Source organism: Mycobacterium sp. E2989 (assembly GCF_001667595.1).
Classification (GTDB): domain Bacteria; phylum Actinomycetota; class Actinomycetes; order Mycobacteriales; family Mycobacteriaceae; genus Mycobacterium.
This window is the reverse complement of sequence record NZ_LZJX01000132.1, coordinates 25,898-44,719: the sequence shown is the minus strand read 5'-3', so window position 1 is coordinate 44,719 and position 18,822 is coordinate 25,898. Positions and strand designations below refer to the sequence as shown.

Below are 18,822 nucleotides of genomic sequence, written 5' to 3'. Positions count from 1 at the left end.
TGCGTCGTGACCAGACGAGAAGACGGCCGCCTTGACGACGAGCTTCGCCCGGTAGTCATCACCCGCGGTTTCACCGACCATCCGGCGGGATCGGTGCTGATCGAATTCGGCCACACCAAGGTCATGTGCACCGCCAGCGTCACCGAGGGGGTGCCGCGCTGGCGCAAGGGATCCGGTCTGGGTTGGCTGACCGCGGAGTACGCGATGCTGCCATCGGCCACCCACACGCGCTCCGACCGCGAATCCGTGAAGGGGCGGTTGTCCGGCCGCACCCAGGAGATCAGCCGGCTGATCGGCCGGTCGCTGCGGGCCTGCATCGACCTTAGGGCGTTGGGGGAGAACACGATCGCCGTCGACTGCGACGTGTTGCAGGCCGACGGCGGCACCCGCACCGCCGCCATCACCGGCGCCTTCGTGGCGCTGTCCGACGCCGTGACCTACCTGGCCGCGGCGGGCAAGCTGTCCGACCCGCGGCCGCTGTCGTGCGCCATCGCGGCGGTCAGCGTCGGGGTGGTCGACGGCAGGATCCGGGTGGACCTGCCCTACGAGGAAGACGCACGCGCCGAGGTCGACATGAACGTCGTCGCCACCGACACCGGGACCCTCGTCGAGGTTCAGGGCACCGGTGAGGGGGCGACCTTCCCGCGGTCGACGCTGGACAAGCTGCTCGACGTGGCGCTGGCCGCCTGCGACAAGTTGTTCGCCGCCCAGCGTGAGGCGCTGGCCCAGCCGTATCCGGGCGAGCTGCCCGAGGGGGCGCCGCCGCCGAAGGCGTTCGGCAGCTGACGCGCGTATTGGTCGCCAGCCGCAACCCCAAGAAGCTGGCCGAATTGCGCCGGGTGCTCGACGCCGCCGGCCTGACGGGGCTGACGTTGCTGTCCTTGCGGGACGTGCCCCCCTTCGATGAGGCGCCCGAAATGGGCGCCACCTTCGAGGACAACGCGCTGGCCAAGGCGCGGGACGCGTTCGCCGCGACCGGGCTTGCCGCGGTGGCCGACGACTCCGGCCTTCAGGTGGCCGCGTTGAACGGGATGCCCGGGGTGCTGTCGGCGCGCTGGTCGGGCAACCACGGCGACGACGCCGCCAACACCGCGCTGCTGCTCGCGCAGTTGCGCGACGTGCCCGACGAACGGCGCGGCGCCGCGTTCGTGTCCGCCTGCGCCCTGGCCGGGCCGACCGGCGAGGTCGTCGTCCGCGGCGAGTGGCCCGGCAGCATCGCGCGGGCACCGCGCGGCGACGGCGGCTTCGGTTATGACCCGGTCTTCGTTCCGAACGGGTCCGGGCGCACCGCCGCGGAACTCAGCCCCGAAGAGAAGGACGCGGTCTCCCATCGCGGGCGCGCCCTCGCGCTGTTGGTGCCGGCGCTGCGCGAGTTGGTCTAGCGCGCCTTAAAGGCCGAAGCGGGTCTTGACGTCCCTGGTCTGGACCTGCTCGACGATGATGCCCAGCACCGGGATGGTCCCCGCGAGCAGCACACCGATCGTCTTGGCAATCGGCCACCGCACCTTGACCGCCAGATTGAACGCGGCCAACACGTAGATGAAGTAGACCCAGCCGTGGACCACCTCGATCCAGCGGATCTCGTGGTGCATGACGAGGTGCGAGACGATCTCGTAGCACAGCGCGATCAACCAGAGGCCGGTCGTCCACGCCATGATCCGGTAGGCGAGCAGTGCGGTGCGAATCTTCTCGATGGGGAAGGCGGACGCCGGCGCTCCGGGCGGCTCGGGTGTGGTCATGCGGTGGTCCTGTTCTGTTTTTCGGTGTCGTGTTTGGCCAACTCGGCAAGGTAGGCGTTGTACTCCGCGAGCGCCGGATCGTCGGGCGGCTGGGGCGTCGGCTTGGGGCGCTCGGGGAGCAAGCCGGCGGGTAGCTCGGTTTGGGCTTCCCGGCGGGGCTCGGGTGGCATCTCTTCGTAGCGGACGTATTTGCGGTAGGCGTACACGCAGAACCAGGCGAACAGCGGCCATTGCAACGCGTAGCCGAGGTTCTGGAACGTGCCCGAGACCGACTGGAACCTGGTCCACTGCCACCAGCCCAGCGCCAGGCATCCGCACGCCGCGACGATCACCAAGGCGATCAGCGCGGGCCTGCGACGACGGGTGGTGGACACCCCATGAACCTACCGCTCACGACTTGGGGCCGACGAATTCGTCGAGGCGCGCTGTCGGCGGGTAGGGCCGCGAACGCAGCGGTACGATCGGCACGCTGCGGGCGTGATGAAATTGGCAAACATGCCGGCTTTAGGTGCCGGTGCTCGTGAGAGCTTGAGGGTTCGAGTCCCTCCGCCCGCACCACCAGTTCTCCTTCGCCAGGCGTTAAACCCTCCGTGCGGGGTACCTGCACCTGCACGGGACCCAAGGAGGCGCCATGGACACCAGAGACCAGCCGGGCGAGAAAGCCTTCAGTTCAAAAGACGTGGAGCGCGCCGAACGCAGAGCCGCGCAGGCTCGCGAACGCGCCGCACACGCGGGGCTCTCGGCGGCCCGCAGCTTGGAGGAGTCGGCCCGCAAGCACGACCAGATCGCACGGATGCAAGACCGGACCGTCGAGCTCGGTGTTTCTCATGTGGGCGCCCACCGCGAGTCGGCGGTCAAGCATCGGGAAGCGGCGGTCGAGGACCGCAAGCTGGCCCAACTGAAGCGCGAGGAGTCCGAGGCCGACTTGGCGCTCGGGGCGGAGGGCTAGGTGTCCAGGAAGCGGGCGCGAACCTGCGGCGGCGGCAACGGGCAAGTGTCGTACTTGCCGAAGACGCGATAGCGGATGCCGGCGAACTTGTCGTAGAGCCAGTCGCGCACCGGAGCCGGAATGATGCGGGCCATTCCGAACAGCTGCCACGGCCCGCCGAGGTAATCCACCACGCGCAGCGCGGCGGCGGATCGGACGGCTACCCGTTCGCCGGGCCGGCCCGGCTCATCGACGAACACCACGGAGTCGACGCCCTCCATGGCCGGGTGCCGAGCGAAGACCGCGCGGGCGTAGTCGCTGTCCAGGGCCGCGAAGCGCAGGGTGCCGGCGCGGTCGAACCGAAGTACCGTGCGCACCGCCGCATTGCACACGCCGCAGACGCCGTCGTAGAGCAACACCGGCGGAACCGATTCACCGCTCACGCCACCAGGCTACCGAGCCAGCTCCGGCAACCCGGGTTTGACCTTTGGTAAGGCAACCCTTAGTTTGTGGGCGGTAGCGTATTCAGCGAAGGGGCCGCCCGCCGGCCCGTTCGCTGACGTCGCCGCGGAGCTGAGCGCCGCGGGAAAGGACCGGTGATGGCGCGCGGACTCTCCGGCGTGATGTTGCGAAGCTTCGGCGCCCGCGACCACACCGCAACCGTGATCGAAACCGTCCAGATCGCACCGCATTTCGTGCGGGTGCGGATGACGTCGCCGACCTTGTTCGAAGACGTGGACGCCGAACCCGCGGCCTGGCTGCGGTTCTGGTTCCCGGACCCGGACGGATCCAACACCGAATTCCAGCGCGCCTACACGATTTCCGAGGCCGACGTCCCCGAGGGCCGCTTCGCCGTCGACATCGTGCTGCACGAACCCGCGGGCCCGGCGTCGAAATGGGCACGCACCGTGCAACCCGGCGCCACCATCGCCGTCATGGCGCTGATGGGCTCGTCGCGCTTCGACGCGCCCCACGAACAACCGGCCGGCTACCTGCTGATCGGGGACTCCGCGTCGATCCCGGGGATGAACGGCATCATCGGCGTCGTCCCCGACGAAGTGCCGATCGAGATGTATCTCGAGCAACACGGCGACCACGACGTCCTGATACCGATCGCCCAGCATCCCCGATTGCGCGTGCACTGGGTGGTCCGCCATGACGAGAAATCCCTTGCCGCGGCGATCGATAGCCGGGACTGGTCCAACTGGTACGCGTGGGCGACGCCCGAGGCCACCGTGCTCAAGCACGTGCGAACGCGGCTGCGCGACGAATTCGGCTTCCCCAAGTCCGAGGTACACGCCCAGGCCTATTGGAGCGCCGGACGGGCGATGGGCACCCGCCGCGGCGATGAGCCCGAACCCAATGAGATTGCCCCCGAACGAGTTTCATCACCAGAGCCGCACGGTCCGGCGCCCGTCGCCGCGGCGCGCGGCAGCTGGCGAGCCCAGGGTGCCGGCCGATTGCTCGCGCCGCTGCGCTCGGCGCTGATCCTGTCCGGGGTGCTGCAGGCCGTCATCACGCTGGTGCAGCTGGCACCGTTCGTGCTCCTGGTCGAGCTGGCCCGACTGCTGGTTTCCGGGGCGCCGGCCCCACGGCTCTGGGATGTCGGGATCGCGGCCGTCGCGCTGCTGGGAACCGGCACCGTGCTCGGGGCGGCGCTCACGCTGTGGCTGCACGTCGTCGACGCCCGGTTCGCCGCAGACCTGCGTTCCCGCTTGCTGCGCAAGCTGTCTCGGCTGCCGCTGGGTTGGTTCACCGCGCGCGGATCCGGCTCGATCAAGCAGCTGCTGCACGACGACACGCTGTCGCTGCACTATCTGGTCACCCACGCGATCCCCGACGCGGTCGCGGCGATCGTCGCGCCGCTGGCCGTGCTGGCCTACCTGTTCGCCGTCGACTGGCGGGTGGCGCTCGTGCTGTTCCTGCCCGTCCTGGTGTACCTGGTGCTGACGTCTTCGCTCACCATCCAGTCCGGCCCGCGCATCCCGCAATCACAGCGCTGGGCGGAGAAGATGAACGGCGACGCCGGCGCCTACCTGGAGGGCCAACCGGTGATCCGCGTCTTCGGCGGGGCGGCCGCATCCAGCTTCCGGCGCCAACTGGACTCCTACATCGAATTCCTCGTCTCCTGGCAGCGGCCGCTGGCGGGCAAGAAGACGCTGATGGATTTGGTCACCCGGCCCTCGACCTTCCTGTGGCTGATCGTGCTCACCGGCACCCTGCTGACCGTGAGCGGCCGAATGGATCCGGTCAATTTGCTGCCATTCCTGTTGCTGGGCACCACATTCGGCGCCCGGCTGCTGGGAATCGCATACGGGGTGGGTGGCATCAGCGCCGGCATGCTGGCCGCCCGCCGCCTGCAGAACGCCCTCGACGAGCCCGAGCTCGACGTCTGTGGGCACGACCAGTCCGGCGATCCGTCGGCGACCGTGGAATTCGACGACGTCAGCTTCGGCTACCGCCCGGGCGTCCCGGTGATCCAGAACGTGTCGTTGGCGCTGCGGCCCGGCACCGTCACCGCCCTCGTCGGCCCGTCGGGCTCCGGGAAGTCGACGCTGGCCGCCCTGTTGGCCCGGTTCCACGACGTCGAGCGGGGCTCGATACGCGTTGGGGGCCGCGACATCCGGTCGATGACTGCCGATGAGCTCTACGCGAACGTCGGGTTCGTCCTGCAGGAGACGCAACTGGTGCACGGCACCGTCGCCGACAACATCGCGCTGGCCGTCCCCGATGCCAGCGCGACCCAGATTCAGGAGGCGGCGCGCCAAGCGCGAATCCACGACCGCATCATGCGACTGCCGGACGGCTACGACACCGTGCTGGGCGCGGGCAGCGGCCTTTCCGGCGGGGAGCGGCAACGGCTTACGATCGCCCGCGCGATCCTGGCGGACACGCCGGTGCTCATTCTCGACGAGGCCACCGCGTTCGCCGACCCGGAATCGGAATACCTTGTGCAGCAGGCGCTCAACCGGCTGACGCGGGATCGCACCGTGCTGGTGATCGCCCACCGATTGCACACCGTCACCGGCGCCGACCAGATCGTCGTGCTCGACCACGGGCGGATCTCCGAACGCGGCACGCACGAGGAGTTGCTGGCCGCCGACGGCCGCTACCGACGGCTCTGGGAGGGCGGCCGACGAGACCCGGTCGCGGCCAGCCCGGCTCGGGAGGGGGCGCGATGATCCGCACGTGGTTACACCTGGTCCCGGCGGATCGCCGCGCCAGGGTCAGCGCCTACACCGTGCTCGCGCTGCTCTCCGTGGTGGTCCGCGCGGCGGCCGCGGTGCTGCTGGTGCCATTGGTGGGCGCGCTGTTCGGCGACGCCCCGCACCGCGCGCTGGGGTGGCTGGGCTGGCTCACCGCCGCCACCGTGCTCGGATGGGTGATCGACACCGCGACGGCACGCATCGGCTTCGAACTGGGGTTCGCCGTGCTCGATCACAGCCAGCACGACGTGGCGGACCGGTTGCCTTCGGTGCGGCTGGACTGGTTCACCGCCGAGCACACCGCGACGGCACGGCAGGCGATCGCCGCGACCGGTCCCGAACTGGTCGGCCTCGTCGTCAACCTGCTGACGCCGCTGACCTCCGCCATCCTGCTGCCCGCCGCCATCGGGCTGGCGTTGCTCCCGATCTCGTGGCAGCTCGGCGTGGCCGCGCTGGGCGGGGTGCCGCTGCTGCTGGGTGCGTTGTGGGCGTCGTCGCGACTGGCGCGGCGCGCCGACGCCGCCGCCGACGAAGCCAACAGCGCGCTCACCGAACGGATCATCGAATTCGCGCGCACCCAGCAGGCGTTGCGGGCCGCCCGGCGGGTCGAGCCGGCGCGCAGCCTGGTCGGCGACGCGCTGGCCGCGCAGCGCGGGGCGACCATGCGGTTACTGGCCATGCAGATTCCCGGCCAGCTGTTGTTCAGCCTGGCCAGCCAGCTCTCGCTCATCCTGCTGGCGGGGGCGACCGCGGCGCTGACCATCAACAAGACGGTCACCGTGCCCGAGGCCATCGCGTTGATCGTCGTCATCGTGCGCTACCTGGAGCCGTTCACCACGATCAGCGAACTGGCGCCGGCCCTGGAAAGCACCCGCGCCACGCTCGGCCGCATCCGCTCGGTCCTCACGGCGCCGGTGCTGAACGCCGGGTCCGCCAGGCTGCCCGCCGCGACGGCGCCAAGGATCGAATTCGACGACGTCACGTTCGGCTACGACGGCGCGACCGCCCCGGTGCTGGACGGGGTGAGCTTCAGCTTGGCGGCGGGCAGCACGACGGCGATCGTCGGACCGTCCGGATCGGGCAAGAGCACCATCCTGGCGCTGATCGCCGGGCTGCACGAGCCGACCCGCGGCCGGGTCCTGATCGACGGTGTCGACGCGGCGACGCTGGACGCCGAATCGCGGCGGGCGGCCAGCAGCGTGGTGTTCCAGCACCCCTACCTGTTCCACGGGTCGATCCGGGACAACGTGTTCGCCGGGCATCCCGGCGCCGACGCAGAGCAGTTCAAGCGGGCCGTGGCGCTGGCCCGCGTCGACGAACTCATCGGCCGGCTGCCCGAGGGCGCCGACACGATCGTCGGCGAAGCGGGTTCCGCGTTGTCCGGTGGCGAACGCCAGCGGGTCAGCATCGCCCGGGCGCTGCTCAAACCGGCGCCCACGCTGTTGGTCGACGAGGCCACCAGCGCCCTGGACACCGAAAACGAGGCGGCGGTGGTCGACGCGCTCACGCTCGACCCGCGGTCGCGCACCCAGGTGATCGTCGCGCACCGGTTGGCCAGCATCAGCCATGCCGACCGCGTCCTGTTCCTCGATGGCGGTCGCGTTGTCGAGGACGGAACGGTCGACGAATTGCTCGCGGCGGGTGGGCGTTTCGACGAGTTCTGGCGGCAGCAGCACGAGGCCGCCGACTGGCGGGTCGGCTCCGGCTAGGTCTTGACCGCGGCTCTTGCGGTATGCCTTACAGTTTGTCAGTCGGGCAAGGCGGCCCGGTGACAGGAGGCGTGCTGTTCATGAGTGCTGTGGTGTCGATTCCGCGGTATCCGGGCGACGTGACACCGGAGTGGTTGTCGAACGCGCTCAGTGGGGGCGGCGCACCCGTCGAGGTTGCCGACGTCGACGTGGTCGCGATCGGCACCGGGCAGACGGGCGCGACCTACCGGGTGACCGCCCGCTACGCCGGGAGCCCCGGTGACCTGCCCCAGACCTTCGTCATCAAATTGCCCGCCCAGGACGACACCGTCCGCGATCGGGTGGTCATCGGATATCGCAGCGAGTGCGCGTTCTACTCGTCCGTGGCCGGCCGGGTGCGGGTGCCGACGCCGCGGTGCTACTATTCGGAGATCTCCGAGGACGCAATGGATTTCGCCTTGCTCCTCGCCGATCAAGCGCCCGCCGTGCAGGGCGACCAGCTCGCCGGTTGCGGGCAGCGCGAAGCGCGGCTGGCGGTCACCGCGCTGGCCGGCTTGCACGCGCCCAGTTGGTGCGATCCGTTCTGGCTCGACTTCCCGGGCATCGCGTTCGGCCGGCCCGACGAGGCGGGCGCCGCCGGCATGGGCGAGGTGGCGAAGATGAGCGCCGACATCACCCTCGACAAACTGGGCGATCGGATGAGCGCCGAGGATCGCGATACCTTCAGCGCGGCAATGGGATTGGTCACCCCGTGGCTGATGACCGAGTATGACCGGTTCGCGCTGCTGCACGGTGACTACCGCCTGGACAACCTGCTGTTCGATCCGGACCGAACCCGGGTCAGCGTGGTCGACTGGCAGACGCTCGGGGTGGGTCTGCCGGCCAGGGATCTCGCCTACTTCACCGCCACCAGCCTCGATTCGGCGCTGCGCGCGAGCATCGAGTGGGGTCTGGTCACCGACTATCATCGCGCCTTGACGACGTCGGGGGTCGCCGGCTACGACCGCGAAACGTGTTGGCGCGATTACCGTCTCGGGGTGTTGCAGGCACCCCTGATCTCGGCGCTGGGGTTCGCGTTCGCCGCCGCGACCGACCGTGGTGACGACATGGTGCTGACCATGCTCACCCGCGGCTGCCAAGCGATCCGTGAGCTCGGAACGCTGGACCTGATCGGCTGAGACCTCTACAGGTCGCCGGTGAAGTCCGCGCTCAGCCAGCGGTCGGGGCGGATGGTGTACATCACCTCTTCCACCCCCTCCATGCTGCGGATGAACGCCCGCCCGCCCTCCTCGCCGAGGAAGCGGATGGCGATCGCCTCCTGCACGTCGTGGGGAGCCGGATCGGTGGTCTCGACGATCGAGCCCTCGACCACCACGTACTGATACGGCGGCTCTTCGCGCTGGACGACCAGCGTCACCGCCCCGGCCCGCTCGATGAGCCGCGTCTTGCGACTCGACGCCCCGGTCATGATCCGGATGTCCCCACCCGGCGTGTAGTCGTACCAGATCGGGACGCTGGCCGGGGGCCGGCCGTCGGCCGCGACGGACAACACGGCGACGTGCTTGCCGGCCAGAAACTCCTGACGTTCGCTCTCGGTGAAGGCTTTCATGTGGCCTGCAATCGCCGCTCGCGGGAATCTATTCCCACGCCGGTCAGTACTGCGTGGAGCCCTGATCGACCGGGATCCGCGCGGCGGTGATCTTGCGGGACTCGTCGCTGGCCAGCCAGCAGACCGTGTCGGCGATCTCCTCCGGCTCGGCGACCCAGTCGGGCAGGAACGGCGTGAGCACGCTGGACAGCTGCGGGTTGGTCTCCATGGCCTTGCCCACCGCCGCGACCATGTCGCCCGTGCCCATCGGCGTGTTCACCGGCCCGGGATGAACGCTGTTGACCCGGATCGAATGCTTGCCCAGCTCGGCGGCGAAGGCGCGCGCCATCCCGGTGACGGCGTGCTTGCTGGCGGTGTAGTGCACCATGAACGGCTGCATCTTCATCCCGGCCGCGGAACTGATCAGGATGATCGAGCCGCCGCGGCCCCCTTCGATGATCTTGTCCGCGCCGGCCATCACGGTGTTCCACGTGCCGGTCACGTTGATGTCCATCACGTCGCGGAAGTCCTGCGGCGTGATGTCGTTCCAGGCCTGCGGGGCGGCGACGCCGGCATTGGCGACGATGATGTCCAGCCGCCCGAACGCGGCGACGCCGTCGTCGACGGCCTGGCGAAGCGCCTCGAAGTCGCGGGTGTCCACGACCGAGGCGACGATCCGGCGGCCCGTTTCCTTAACCAGCCGAACGGTCTCGGCCAGGTCGTCGGGGCTCGCCGGGTCGTACGGGACACAGGACGGAAGCTTGCCGGCGATGTCGACGGCGATGATGTCGGCGCCCTCCCGCGCCAGCCGAACCGCGTGCGCCCGGCCCTGACCGCGGGCCGCCCCGGTGATGAATGCCACTCGGCCTGCGAGCTTGCCGCCCATAGTTGCTCCTTATCGCTGCGCCGCTTTGACGAGGTTGGACCCGATGATCAGGCGTTGAATCTCGCTGGTGCCCTCATACAGTCGTAGCAGCCGCACGTCGCGGTAGATGCGCTCGACCGGGACCCCGTGCATGTAACCGCTGCCGCCGTGGATCTGCACCGCGAGGTCCGCCACGTTGCCGGCCATTTCGGTGCAGAACAGCTTGGCCGCGGACGGCGCGACCCGGCGGTCCTCGCCGGTAACCCACTGCCGCGCGGCGTCGCGCACCAGCGCCCGGCCGGCCAGCACGCCGGTCTGCTGGTCGGCGAGCATCGCCTGGACCAACTGGAAGCTTCCGATCGGCGTCCCACCCTGCGTCGCGGTGGCCGCGTAGCCGACCGATTCGTCGAGCGCCCGCTGGGCGGCGCCGACGGCGAGGGCGGCGATGTGCACCCGTCCGCGCGCCAGCGACGTCATCGCCGCTCGATACCCGATGTCCTCGCTACCACCGACCAGCGCGCCGTCATCGACCCGGACGTCGTCGAAGCTGACGTCGGCGGTCCACGCGCCCTCCTGACCCATCTTGGCGTCCTTGGCGCCGACTTCGACGCCGTCGGCGTGCGCGGGCACCAGGAACACGGCGATCCCGGGTCCCTGGTCGTCGGCAGGTCGGGTGCGCGCGAACACCACGAACAGGTCGGCGACGGGCGCGTTGGTGATGAAGCGCTTCTGCCCGGAGATCACCCAATCATCCCCGTCACGAACGGCTTTGGTGCGCAGGCCGGCCGGGTTGGAGCCGGCGCCGGGCTCGGTCAGCGCGAACGAGGCGACGACGTCGCCGGTCGCGATCGCCTCCAGCCAGCGGGATTTCTGTTCGTCGGTGCCGAAGCCGACCAGCACCTGTCCGGCGATGCCGTTGTTGGTGCCGAACATCGACCGCAGCGCCAGCGAGGTGTAGCCCAGCTCCATCGCCAGCTCGACGTCCTGCATCAGGTTGAGGCCCAGGCCGCCCCACTCCTGGGGAATCGCGTAGCCGAACAGCCCCATCTTCTTCGCCTCGTCGCGGAGGTCGTCCGGCACGCGATCGGAGTCGAGGATCTCCTGCTCGCGGGGAACGACGGCGCTGCGGACGAATTGCCGTGTCTGGGCAAGGATCTCGCGAAAATCTTCGTCGCTGACTTCCGCGGATTCGGTGGCTGCCATTGGCTGCACGCTCCTCTCCTGGTCGGGGAGACCCCGGTTCAGAGCAGGATCCTATATCAAATATGATATTTGCCCTGAGGGTGTCCGGCGGCGGCTACGACAGTGAAGGATGTGTGACCCAGGTGGGGTTGTTGGCAGGTCAGACGGCGGTAATCACGGGCGGAGCGCAAGGGCTGGGGCTGGCCATCGCGGAGTGCTTCGTCGCCGAGGGCGCGCGGGTTGTGCTCGGCGACGTCAATCTCGAAGCGACGCAAGCGGTGGCCAAACAGCTCGGCGGTGATGACGTCGCCGTCGCGGTCCAATGCGATGTCACGCAGGCATCCGACGTCGAAAAACTGATCCAAACCGCGGTCGAGCGTTTCGGCGGGCTGGACATCATGGTCAACAACGCGGGCATCACCCGGGACGCGACGATGCGCAAGATGACCGAGGAGCAGTTCGATCAGGTCATCGCCGTGCATTTGAAGGGAACCTGGAACGGCACCCGATTGGCGGCCGCGGTCATGCGGGAAAACAAGCGGGGCGCGATCATCAACATGTCGTCGGTGTCGGGCAAGGTCGGCATGGTCGGGCAGACCAACTACTCGGCTGCCAAGGCCGGCATCGTCGGCATGACCAAGGCGGCCGCCAAGGAGCTGGCCTACTTGGGCGTCCGGGTGAACGCGATCGCCCCCGGCTTGATCCGCTCGGCGATGACCGAGGCTATGCCGCAACGTATTTGGGATTCGAAGGTCGCCGAGGTGCCGATGGGCCGGGCCGGTGAGCCCAGCGAAGTCGCCAGCGTGGCGCTGTTCCTGGCGTCCGACCTGTCGTCCTACATGACCGGCACCGTCATGGAGATCACCGGCGGCCGACACCTATGAGCGCGCTACGCGAAGCCGTTATCTGTGAACCGGTCCGCACGCCGATCGGCCGCTACGGCGGCATGTTCTCCTCGCTGACGGCCGTCGACCTGGGCGTCACCGCCCTGAAGGGGTTGCTCGAGCGGACCGGGCTGGCGCCCGACGCGGTGCAGGACGTGATCCTCGGCCACTGCTATCCCAACAGCGATGCCCCGGCGATCGGGCGCGTCGTGGCGCTGGACGCCGGCCTGCCGGTGACGGTGCCCGGCATGCAAGTCGACCGGCGTTGCGGGTCGGGCCTGCAGGCGGTGATCCAGGCGTGCCTGCAGGTGGGCAGCGGCGATCAGGATCTGGTGGTCGCCGGCGGCTGCGAGAGCATGAGCAATGTCGCGTTCTATTCCACCGACATGCGTTGGGGCGGCGCGCGAAGCGGGGTCCAGGTGCACGACGGGCTGGCCCGCGGACGCACCACCGCCGGCGGCCGTCACCACCCGGTCCCCGGCGGCATGCTGGAGACGGCGGAGAATCTGCGCCGCCAGTACGGCATTCCGCGGTTGGAACAGGACGAACTCGCCGTGCGGTCACACCAGCGGGCCGTGGCCGCGCAGAAGGACGGGGTTCTCGCCGAGGAGATCATCCCGGTCACCGTCCGCACGCGCCACGGTGAAGAACTGATCGACACCGACGAACATCCGCGCGCCGACACCTCGGTCGAGTCGCTGGGCAAGCTCAAACCCGTTCTGCTCAACCAGGATTCGGAAGCCACCGTCACCGCCGGCAACGCCAGCGGCCAAAACGACGCGGCGTCGATGTGCGTGGTGACCACACCCGAGAAGGCCGCCGAATACGGTCTGACCCCGCTGGTCCGCCTGGTGTCATGGGGGCTGGCTGGAGTGGCGCCCCACGTCATGGGCATCGGGCCCGTACCGGCGACCGAGGCGGCGCTGCGCAAGGCCGGCCTGCGGCTGTCCGACATCGACCTGATCGAACTCAACGAAGCCTTTGCCGCTCAAGCGCTTGCGGTGATGCGGGAGTGGAATTTCGGCGCGGCCGACCACGAGCGGACGAACGTGCACGGATCCGGCATCTCGTTGGGCCATCCCGTCGGCGCGACGGGTGGGCGGATGCTGGCCTCACTGGCGCGCGAGCTCAACCGCCGCGAGGCGCGCTACGGGCTGGAGACCATGTGCATCGGCGGCGGCCAGGGCCTGGCAGCGGTGTTCGAGCGGGTGACGTGACCGGTCCCCTGGGCGGACTCACCGTCGTCGAGGTGTCCAGCTTCGTCGCCGCCCCGCTGTGTGGCATGACGCTGAGTCAGCTTGGTGCGGAGGTGATCCGGATCGATCCGATCGGCGGCGCCTCCGACGTGCAGCGGTGGCCGCTGGCGGCCGACGGCACCTCGATCTACTGGACCGGGCTGAACAAGGGCAAGCGTTCGGCCACCATCGATTTGCGCTCTCCCGACGGGCAGGAACTGGTCGCGCGGCTCATCGTCGAGGGCGACGGCGTGGTGGTGACCAACGCCGCCGGCCTGTCCTGGCTCAGCCACGAGGCGTTGGCCGACAAGCGTTCCGACGTCATCCACGTGCAGCTGCTCGGGCGTGGCGACGGTTCCACCGGGGTGGATTACACGGTCAACGCCGGGATCGGATTCCCGCTCGTCACCGGCCCCGCCGGGCACGCCGGCCCGATCAACCACGTGTTGCCGGCCTGGGACGTGTGCTGCGGCCTGTACGCCGCCCTGGCCGTCGTCACCGCGGTCCGCCGCCGAGACGAATCCGGTGCCGGTGCGCGGATCAGCCTGGCCCTCGAGGACGTCGCGCTGGCCACCGCCGGAAACCTGGGGCTGTTGACCGAGCCGCAGATCACCGGCACGCAGCGCGAGCGCCTGGGCAACGCCATCTATGGCCAGTACGGGCAGGACTTCGTCGCCCGTGACGGCGCCCGGTTCATGGTTGTCACCTTGACCCGCAGGCACTTTCGCGACCTGGTCGACGTGACCGGCACCGGCGTCGCGGTGACGGCGCTCGCCGATGCGCTGGGTGTCGACTTCGGTTCGGAGGGCGACCGCTACCGATACCGCGACGTGCTGTCCGGGTTGTTCGCCACCTGGTTCGCCGACCACTCGGCCGACGAGGTCACCGCCGCGCTCTCGGGCACAACGGTGTTGTTCGAGCGGTACCGCACCTTCGCCGAGGTCGCGGCGGGCCCGAAGGTGACCGACAACCCGCTGTTTTCCCCACTGCGGCAGGAAGGCCTGGGTGAGTACCTGGCCCCCGGGCTGCCGGTCGCGTTCGACGGCGTGCATCCCGCCGGCGCGCCCGCGCCCGCGTTGGGGCAGGACACGGCCGAGGTTCTCGAGCGCCGGTTGGGATTGACCACCGCCGACATCGAACGCCTGGCGAAGGCGAAGACCATCGCTTGCTGAGCAAGCCCGGACCGAAAGACAGCGCATGACCAAGCTCGCTCAGACCCTCGGGCTGACCGAATTCCAGACCGAAATCGTCGCTACAGTACGGCAATTCGTCGAGAAGGAGGTGATCCCCAACGCCGCGGAGCTCGAACGCGGCGACACCTACCCGCAGGACATCGTCGACCGGATGCGCGACATGGGCCTGTTCGGCCTGATGATTCCGCAGGAGTACGGCGGGCTGGGGGAGTCGCTGCTCACCTATGCGCTGTGTGTGGAAGAGCTCGCGCGTGGCTGGATGAGCGTGTCCGGCGTGCTCAACACCCACTTCATCGTGGCTTACATGTTGCGCCAACACGGCACCGAAGCGCAGCAGCAGCGGTTCCTGCCGCGGATGGCGACCGGCGAAGCGCGGGGCGCTTTTTCGATGTCGGAGCCGGAACTCGGGTCCGACGTCGCCGCGATTCGGACCCGGGCGGTACGCGGCCCGGACGGCGACTACACCATCAACGGCCAGAAGATGTGGCTGACCAACGGCGGAAGCTCCACGCTCATCGCGGTGCTGGTGCGCACCGACGAGGGTGCCGACAAGCCGCACCGAAATCTGACCGCCTTCCTGGTCGAGAAGCCAACGGGATTCGGTGAAGTCGCGCCGGGCTTGGTCATCCCCGGCAAGATCGACAAGCTGGGCTACAAGGGCATCGACACCACCGAACTGATCTTCGACGGCTACCGGGCCAGCGCCGACGACGTTTTGGGTGGCACCCCGGGGCAGGGCTTCTTCCAGATGATGGACGGCATCGAGGTCGGCCGGGTCAACGTGTCGGCGCGGGCGTGCGGTGTCGGCATCCGCGCCTTCGAGCTCGCGGTCCGCTATGCGCAACAACGGCACACCTTCGGCAAGCCCATCGCCGAGCACCAGGCCATCGCCTTCCAGCTCGCCGAGATGGCCACCAAAGTCGAAGCCGCACACCTGATGATGGTGAACGCGGCGCGGCTGAAGGACTCGGGGGAGCGCAACGACGTCGCCGCCGGGATGGCCAAGTATCTGTGCAGCGAGTATTGCACCGAGGTCACGCAGCAGAGCTTCCGAATCCACGGCGGCTACGGCTATTCCAAGGAATACGAGATCGAGCGGCTGATGCGCGACGCGCCGTTCCTGCTGATCGGCGAGGGAACCAGCGAAATCCAGAAGTCGATCATCAGCAAGCGCCTCCTTGCCGAGTACCAGGTGTAGCGATGAGCGTTCCGGATTTCGCCGCGCGACCGCAACTTTCCGACGACGTCGCGCGCCTCATCCGCCGTCGGATCTTCGACGGCACCTACCTCGCGGGGTCCTACGTCCGGCTGGACCAGTTGGCCGCCGAGTTGGGAATCAGCGTCACGCCGGTGCGGGAAGCGCTGTTCGCCCTGCGCGCGGAAGGTCTGATCGCCCAGCAACCCCGGCGGGGTTTCATGGTGTTGCCGGTGACCGGCCGCGACGTCACCGATGTCGCCAACGTGCAGGCCCATGTCGGTGGCGAACTCGCGGCGCGGGCCGCGATCAACATCACCGACGACCAACTGCGCGAGCTCAAGCAGATCCAGGCGGAGCTCGAAGACGCGTACGCGGGTGACGACGAGGAGCGGACGGTGCGCCTGAACCACCAATTCCACCGCGCCATCAACGTTGCCGCGGATTCGCCGAAACTCGCCCAGCTGATGCTGCAAATCACCCGCTACGCACCGGAATCGGTGTTCCCGGCCATCGAGGGCTGGCCGGAGCAGTCGATGCGGGATCACCGTCGCATCCTGTCGGCGCTGAAGAAGCGCGACGGGGGGCTCGCGCGCGCGGCCATGTCGCAGCATCTCGCCGCGGGCGCCGTGCCGTTGATCGATCACCTCACCGCGCGAGGCGTGGTCGTCGACGGTGGCTGATGGTTGTTACCCCGCGCGCCTCGGCATAGGCTGCGTGACAGGGGGCAACAACATAAAGCGAGGAAAAGTGCCCCGAACGGTTACCGCATCGGCCCTGTTCGTTTCGGTGGTGACGGCCGTCGCCCTGGCACCGCCGGCGCTGGCCGACCCGCTCGACCCCATCCCCGGCAACGGTGTCTTCATCGTGGGCCCGGACATCGCGCCGGGCCTCTACCACACCGGCGGTTCCGGGTCGGCCTTCGGTGTTTGGATCAACGACGTGCCGACCCAGGGTTCGATGTGCTCCTGGTTCACCTACAGCACGCCCGACGCGAACAAGGACCATGTGCTGCAGACGAATACGTCGATCGGTCCGATGTACGCGAACATCAACACCTCGGTCAAGGCCTTCGAGTCCCAGAACTGCCAGCCGTGGACCCGGGTGCCCTAGGGCTGGTCGGCGCCGGTCAGGGCTGCTGGTCGCGAAAAGCGTTGCGGTAGCCCTGCGGCGCCACTCCAACCAGTCGGCGGAACTGCTCGCGAAAATTCGTGGCCGACGCGAATCCGACCAGCCGCGAGATGGTTTCGACACCGGCGGAGCTCGTCTCCAGCAACTCCTCCGCGTGCCGGATCCGAATGCCGTTCAGCCACTGCATCGGTGTTTGGCCCGTCTCGCTCTTGAACCGCCGATTCAGGGTTCGTTCGCTGGTGGCGGCCTGACGGGCGATTTCACCGAGGGTCAACGGGAGGTGCGCGTTGCTTTCCAGCCAGACCAGCAAGCCATCGAGTTCGGTGAGCGACTTTCCGCGATTGCGGATGACGAATTGGGCTTGATCACCGGTGCGGTGCAGGGGCGTGACCGCTAACCGGGCGGCGTCGGCGGCCACCGCGGAGCCGTAATCGCGCGCGACCATGTAGAGGCACAAGTCGAGACCCGCGGAAGCCCCGGCCGAGGTGAGTACCTGGCCCTCGTCCACGTACAACGCGGCGGCATCGAGCCGGACGTTGGGATAGCGGGCCGAGAACGAGTCGGCGGCGGCCCAGTGGGTGGTCGCGCGTTTGCCGTCCAGGATGCCCGCCGCGGCGACGGTGAAGGTGCCGCTGCAGATGGAGGCGATGCGGACTCCCTTGCGGTGCGCCGACTTCAGCGCCGCCACGACGTCCTCGCGCACACCCACCGTGACGTCGTTGCGTCCGGGCACCACGATGGTGTCCGCACCGTCGAGTCCTTCCAGGCCGTGATCGGTGGCGACCCGGATCGGTCCGGCCGGCACGACGGGCTCGCAGCCGCACACGCGCACGCGATAGCCGGGCGCACCGGTCGCGAGGGCGACCCGCCCGAAAACCTCGATCGCAATGGCGAGGTCGAACGCGATGACGTCCGGCTCGGCCAGAATCGCGACGGAATGCATGGCTTGGCAATATACCGGTGCATAGTGGCAATCCAGCCACTGGTGCGGCCGGCGCAAGGCGGTGACCATGACGGGATGCATGCGCAAGTCGTGTTGTACGACGGATTTGACCCGCTCGACGTGATCGCCCCGTTCGAAGTGCTGGCGGCGGGCAGCGACTGCGTGGGCGGCGACCTGACGGTGACGTTGGTGTCGGCGGAGGGGCCGCGCAGCGTCACCAGTGGCACACGTGGTTTGGCGCTCAGCGCCAGTGCCGCGCTCGATCCGTCCGTGCCCGGCTGCGTGATGGTTCCGGGCGCCAGCGGTCCGATAGCCGGCGACCCGGACGATGGCGTCGAGACCATCCCGGTGCTGTTGGCCCGGGCGGCGCAGACGGAGCTGACCCCGTTGTTGCGGAAGGCCTTTGACAATCCGGAGATCACGGTGGCCGGGGTTTGTGGCGGATCGGTGGTGATGGCCATGTCGGGCCTGATCGAGGGGCGCCACGCGGTGACCCATCACTTGGGGCTGGAGCTGTTAGAGGCGGCCGGCGTGCATGCGGTGGCCGCCCGGGTGGTTGACGACGGGGACGTGGTCACCGCCGGCGGGGTGACCTCGGGGCTCGATCTGGCGCTGTACCTGCTGGATCGGTGGTACGGGCCACGGGTCGCGCACGCCGTCGAGAAGCTGTTCGAGTACGAGCGTCGGGGCACCGTCTGGCGTCCGGCGGGACGAGAACCGATGGAGGCATAGGTTGGGCATCGAGGGTGAGTGGGACGTGACGATCAAGACGCCGATCGGCACGCTCGCGGTGCGGTACGTGTTCACCGAACTGGGTGACGGGCTGGTGGGTACGGCTACCTACAAGAACGAATCAGTTCCGTTGCGGGACTTGATGTCCAGTGCGGTCGCGGGAGGTACCCGGCTGACCTGGCGGCAATCGGTGACCAAGCCCATGCGGCTCAATCTGGACTTCGACGTCGTGGTCGACGGGGAGTCCATGAGTGGACATTCGCGCGCCGGTCGGCTTCCGCGGTCGCCGGTCTCCGGCGTCCGGCACTGACGG

Annotated in this window: 21 protein-coding genes and 1 tRNA gene; 15 read left to right on the top strand and 7 right to left on the bottom strand. The window is 68.9% G+C overall.

Features of this window, described 5'->3' with window-relative positions:
• The first annotated feature begins 6 nt into the window (after window positions 1-6).
• Window positions 7-786 carry a ribonuclease PH gene (gene rph, locus A5680_RS24075; protein WP_055404453.1) on the top strand — a complete coding sequence of 260 codons (780 nt, stop codon included), beginning with the start codon at window positions 7-9 and terminating at the stop codon, window positions 784-786.
• On the top strand, window positions 783-1,382 hold the full coding sequence (gene rdgB / locus A5680_RS24070) for an RdgB/HAM1 family non-canonical purine NTP pyrophosphatase (RefSeq protein ID WP_067824014.1): 600 nt from the start codon (window positions 783-785) through the stop codon (window positions 1,380-1,382). Before rph ends, rdgB begins: the two co-directional genes overlap by 4 nt.
• A 6-nt stretch (window positions 1,383-1,388) precedes the next feature.
• Here the strand turns inward: rdgB and A5680_RS24065 are convergent, their stop codons facing one another.
• Window positions 1,389-1,739, bottom strand: coding sequence for a DUF3817 domain-containing protein (locus A5680_RS24065; RefSeq protein ID WP_055404449.1), 351 nt, complete (start codon window positions 1,737-1,739; stop codon window positions 1,389-1,391).
• Window positions 1,736-2,113, bottom strand: a complete 378-nt coding sequence (locus A5680_RS24060; RefSeq protein ID WP_067824011.1) for a hypothetical protein — start codon at window positions 2,111-2,113, stop codon at window positions 1,736-1,738. Before A5680_RS24060 ends, A5680_RS24065 begins: the two co-directional genes overlap by 4 nt.
• A gap of 97 nt (window positions 2,114-2,210) precedes the next feature.
• Here A5680_RS24060 and A5680_RS24055 point away from each other — a divergent pair.
• A tRNA-Leu gene (locus A5680_RS24055) sits at window positions 2,211-2,297 on the top strand.
• 73 nt (window positions 2,298-2,370) lie between these two features.
• Window positions 2,371-2,688 carry a hypothetical protein gene (locus A5680_RS24050; RefSeq protein WP_067824008.1) on the top strand — a complete coding sequence of 106 codons (318 nt, stop codon included), beginning with the start codon at window positions 2,371-2,373 and terminating at the stop codon, window positions 2,686-2,688.
• Here A5680_RS24050 and A5680_RS24045 read toward each other — a convergent pair.
• Window positions 2,685-3,110: a thiol-disulfide oxidoreductase DCC family protein gene (locus A5680_RS24045; RefSeq protein ID WP_067824005.1), complete on the bottom strand. Its 426-nt coding sequence runs from the start codon at window positions 3,108-3,110 to the stop codon at window positions 2,685-2,687. The two genes, A5680_RS24050 and A5680_RS24045, sit on opposite strands and share 4 nt — an antisense overlap.
• Before the next feature lie 156 nt (window positions 3,111-3,266).
• On the opposite strand from A5680_RS24045, the gene A5680_RS24040 reads away from it, so the two are divergent.
• From A5680_RS24040 to A5680_RS24030, 3 genes are all read left to right on the top strand, one after another.
• Complete coding sequence (locus A5680_RS24040) at window positions 3,267-5,849, top strand: ABC transporter ATP-binding protein/permease (RefSeq protein WP_067824002.1); 2,583 nt, start codon at window positions 3,267-3,269, stop codon at window positions 5,847-5,849.
• Window positions 5,846-7,582, top strand: a complete 1,737-nt coding sequence (locus A5680_RS24035) for an ABC transporter ATP-binding protein (protein ID WP_067823999.1) — start codon at window positions 5,846-5,848, stop codon at window positions 7,580-7,582. Before A5680_RS24040 ends, A5680_RS24035 begins: the two co-directional genes overlap by 4 nt.
• An 80-nt stretch (window positions 7,583-7,662) precedes the next feature.
• Window positions 7,663-8,739, top strand: coding sequence for a phosphotransferase family protein (locus A5680_RS24030; protein ID WP_067824072.1), 1,077 nt, complete (start codon window positions 7,663-7,665; stop codon window positions 8,737-8,739).
• Between the two features lie 5 nt (window positions 8,740-8,744).
• On the opposite strand, the gene A5680_RS24025 is transcribed toward A5680_RS24030, so the two are convergent.
• Genes A5680_RS24025 through A5680_RS24015 form a run of 3 tightly spaced genes read right to left on the bottom strand, consistent with a single transcriptional unit; the run spans window position 8,745 to window position 11,217 of the window.
• On the bottom strand, window positions 8,745-9,170 hold the full coding sequence (locus A5680_RS24025) for a pyridoxamine 5'-phosphate oxidase family protein (protein ID WP_067823996.1): 426 nt from the start codon (window positions 9,168-9,170) through the stop codon (window positions 8,745-8,747).
• A gap of 43 nt (window positions 9,171-9,213) precedes the next feature.
• A complete protein-coding gene (locus tag A5680_RS24020) occupies window positions 9,214-10,035 on the bottom strand; it encodes a mycofactocin-coupled SDR family oxidoreductase (protein WP_055405189.1) in 822 nt (273 codons plus the stop codon).
• Between the two features lie 9 nt (window positions 10,036-10,044).
• The gene (locus A5680_RS24015; RefSeq protein ID WP_067823993.1) at window positions 10,045-11,217 is read right to left on the bottom strand and encodes an acyl-CoA dehydrogenase family protein; all 1,173 of its coding nucleotides are present in this window, start codon (window positions 11,215-11,217) and stop codon (window positions 10,045-10,047) included.
• Window positions 11,218-11,330: 113 nt separating this feature from the next.
• On the opposite strand from A5680_RS24015, the gene fabG reads away from it, so the two are divergent.
• The 6 genes from fabG to A5680_RS23985 all read left to right on the top strand — a co-directional run bounded on the left by fabG (window position 11,331) and on the right by A5680_RS23985 (window position 16,816).
• Window positions 11,331-12,080: a 3-oxoacyl-ACP reductase FabG gene (gene fabG / locus A5680_RS24010; RefSeq protein WP_067824069.1), complete on the top strand. Its 750-nt coding sequence runs from the start codon at window positions 11,331-11,333 to the stop codon at window positions 12,078-12,080.
• The gene (locus tag A5680_RS24005) at window positions 12,077-13,297 is read left to right on the top strand and encodes an acetyl-CoA C-acetyltransferase (RefSeq protein WP_067823990.1); all 1,221 of its coding nucleotides are present in this window, start codon (window positions 12,077-12,079) and stop codon (window positions 13,295-13,297) included. Before fabG ends, A5680_RS24005 begins: the two co-directional genes overlap by 4 nt.
• Window positions 13,294-14,487 (top strand): CoA transferase, encoded by a 1,194-nt coding sequence (locus tag A5680_RS24000; protein ID WP_067823987.1) that lies wholly within the window; start codon window positions 13,294-13,296, stop codon window positions 14,485-14,487. The genes A5680_RS24005 and A5680_RS24000 overlap by 4 nt, the downstream gene beginning before the upstream one ends.
• Window positions 14,488-14,512: 25 nt before the next feature.
• On the top strand, window positions 14,513-15,706 hold the full coding sequence (locus A5680_RS23995) for an acyl-CoA dehydrogenase family protein (protein WP_067823984.1): 1,194 nt from the start codon (window positions 14,513-14,515) through the stop codon (window positions 15,704-15,706).
• Window positions 15,707-15,708: 2 nt separating this feature from the next.
• Window positions 15,709-16,386: a GntR family transcriptional regulator gene (locus tag A5680_RS23990; RefSeq protein ID WP_067823981.1), complete on the top strand. Its 678-nt coding sequence runs from the start codon at window positions 15,709-15,711 to the stop codon at window positions 16,384-16,386.
• 67 nt (window positions 16,387-16,453) lie between these two features.
• Complete coding sequence (locus tag A5680_RS23985) at window positions 16,454-16,816, top strand: hypothetical protein (RefSeq protein ID WP_055405207.1); 363 nt, start codon at window positions 16,454-16,456, stop codon at window positions 16,814-16,816.
• 16 nt (window positions 16,817-16,832) lie between these two features.
• On the opposite strand, the gene A5680_RS23980 is transcribed toward A5680_RS23985, so the two are convergent.
• Entirely contained in the window at window positions 16,833-17,777 is a 945-nt protein-coding gene (locus tag A5680_RS23980; protein WP_067824066.1) for a GlxA family transcriptional regulator, read from the bottom strand.
• 75 nt (window positions 17,778-17,852) lie between these two features.
• Between A5680_RS23980 and A5680_RS23975 the strand changes: the two genes are divergently transcribed.
• Complete coding sequence (locus A5680_RS23975; RefSeq protein ID WP_067823978.1) at window positions 17,853-18,509, top strand: DJ-1/PfpI family protein; 657 nt, start codon at window positions 17,853-17,855, stop codon at window positions 18,507-18,509.
• Window position 18,510: 1 nt separating this feature from the next.
• A complete protein-coding gene (locus tag A5680_RS23970; RefSeq protein WP_055405205.1) occupies window positions 18,511-18,819 on the top strand; it encodes a hypothetical protein in 309 nt (102 codons plus the stop codon).
• Window positions 18,820-18,822: the final 3 nt, after the last annotated feature.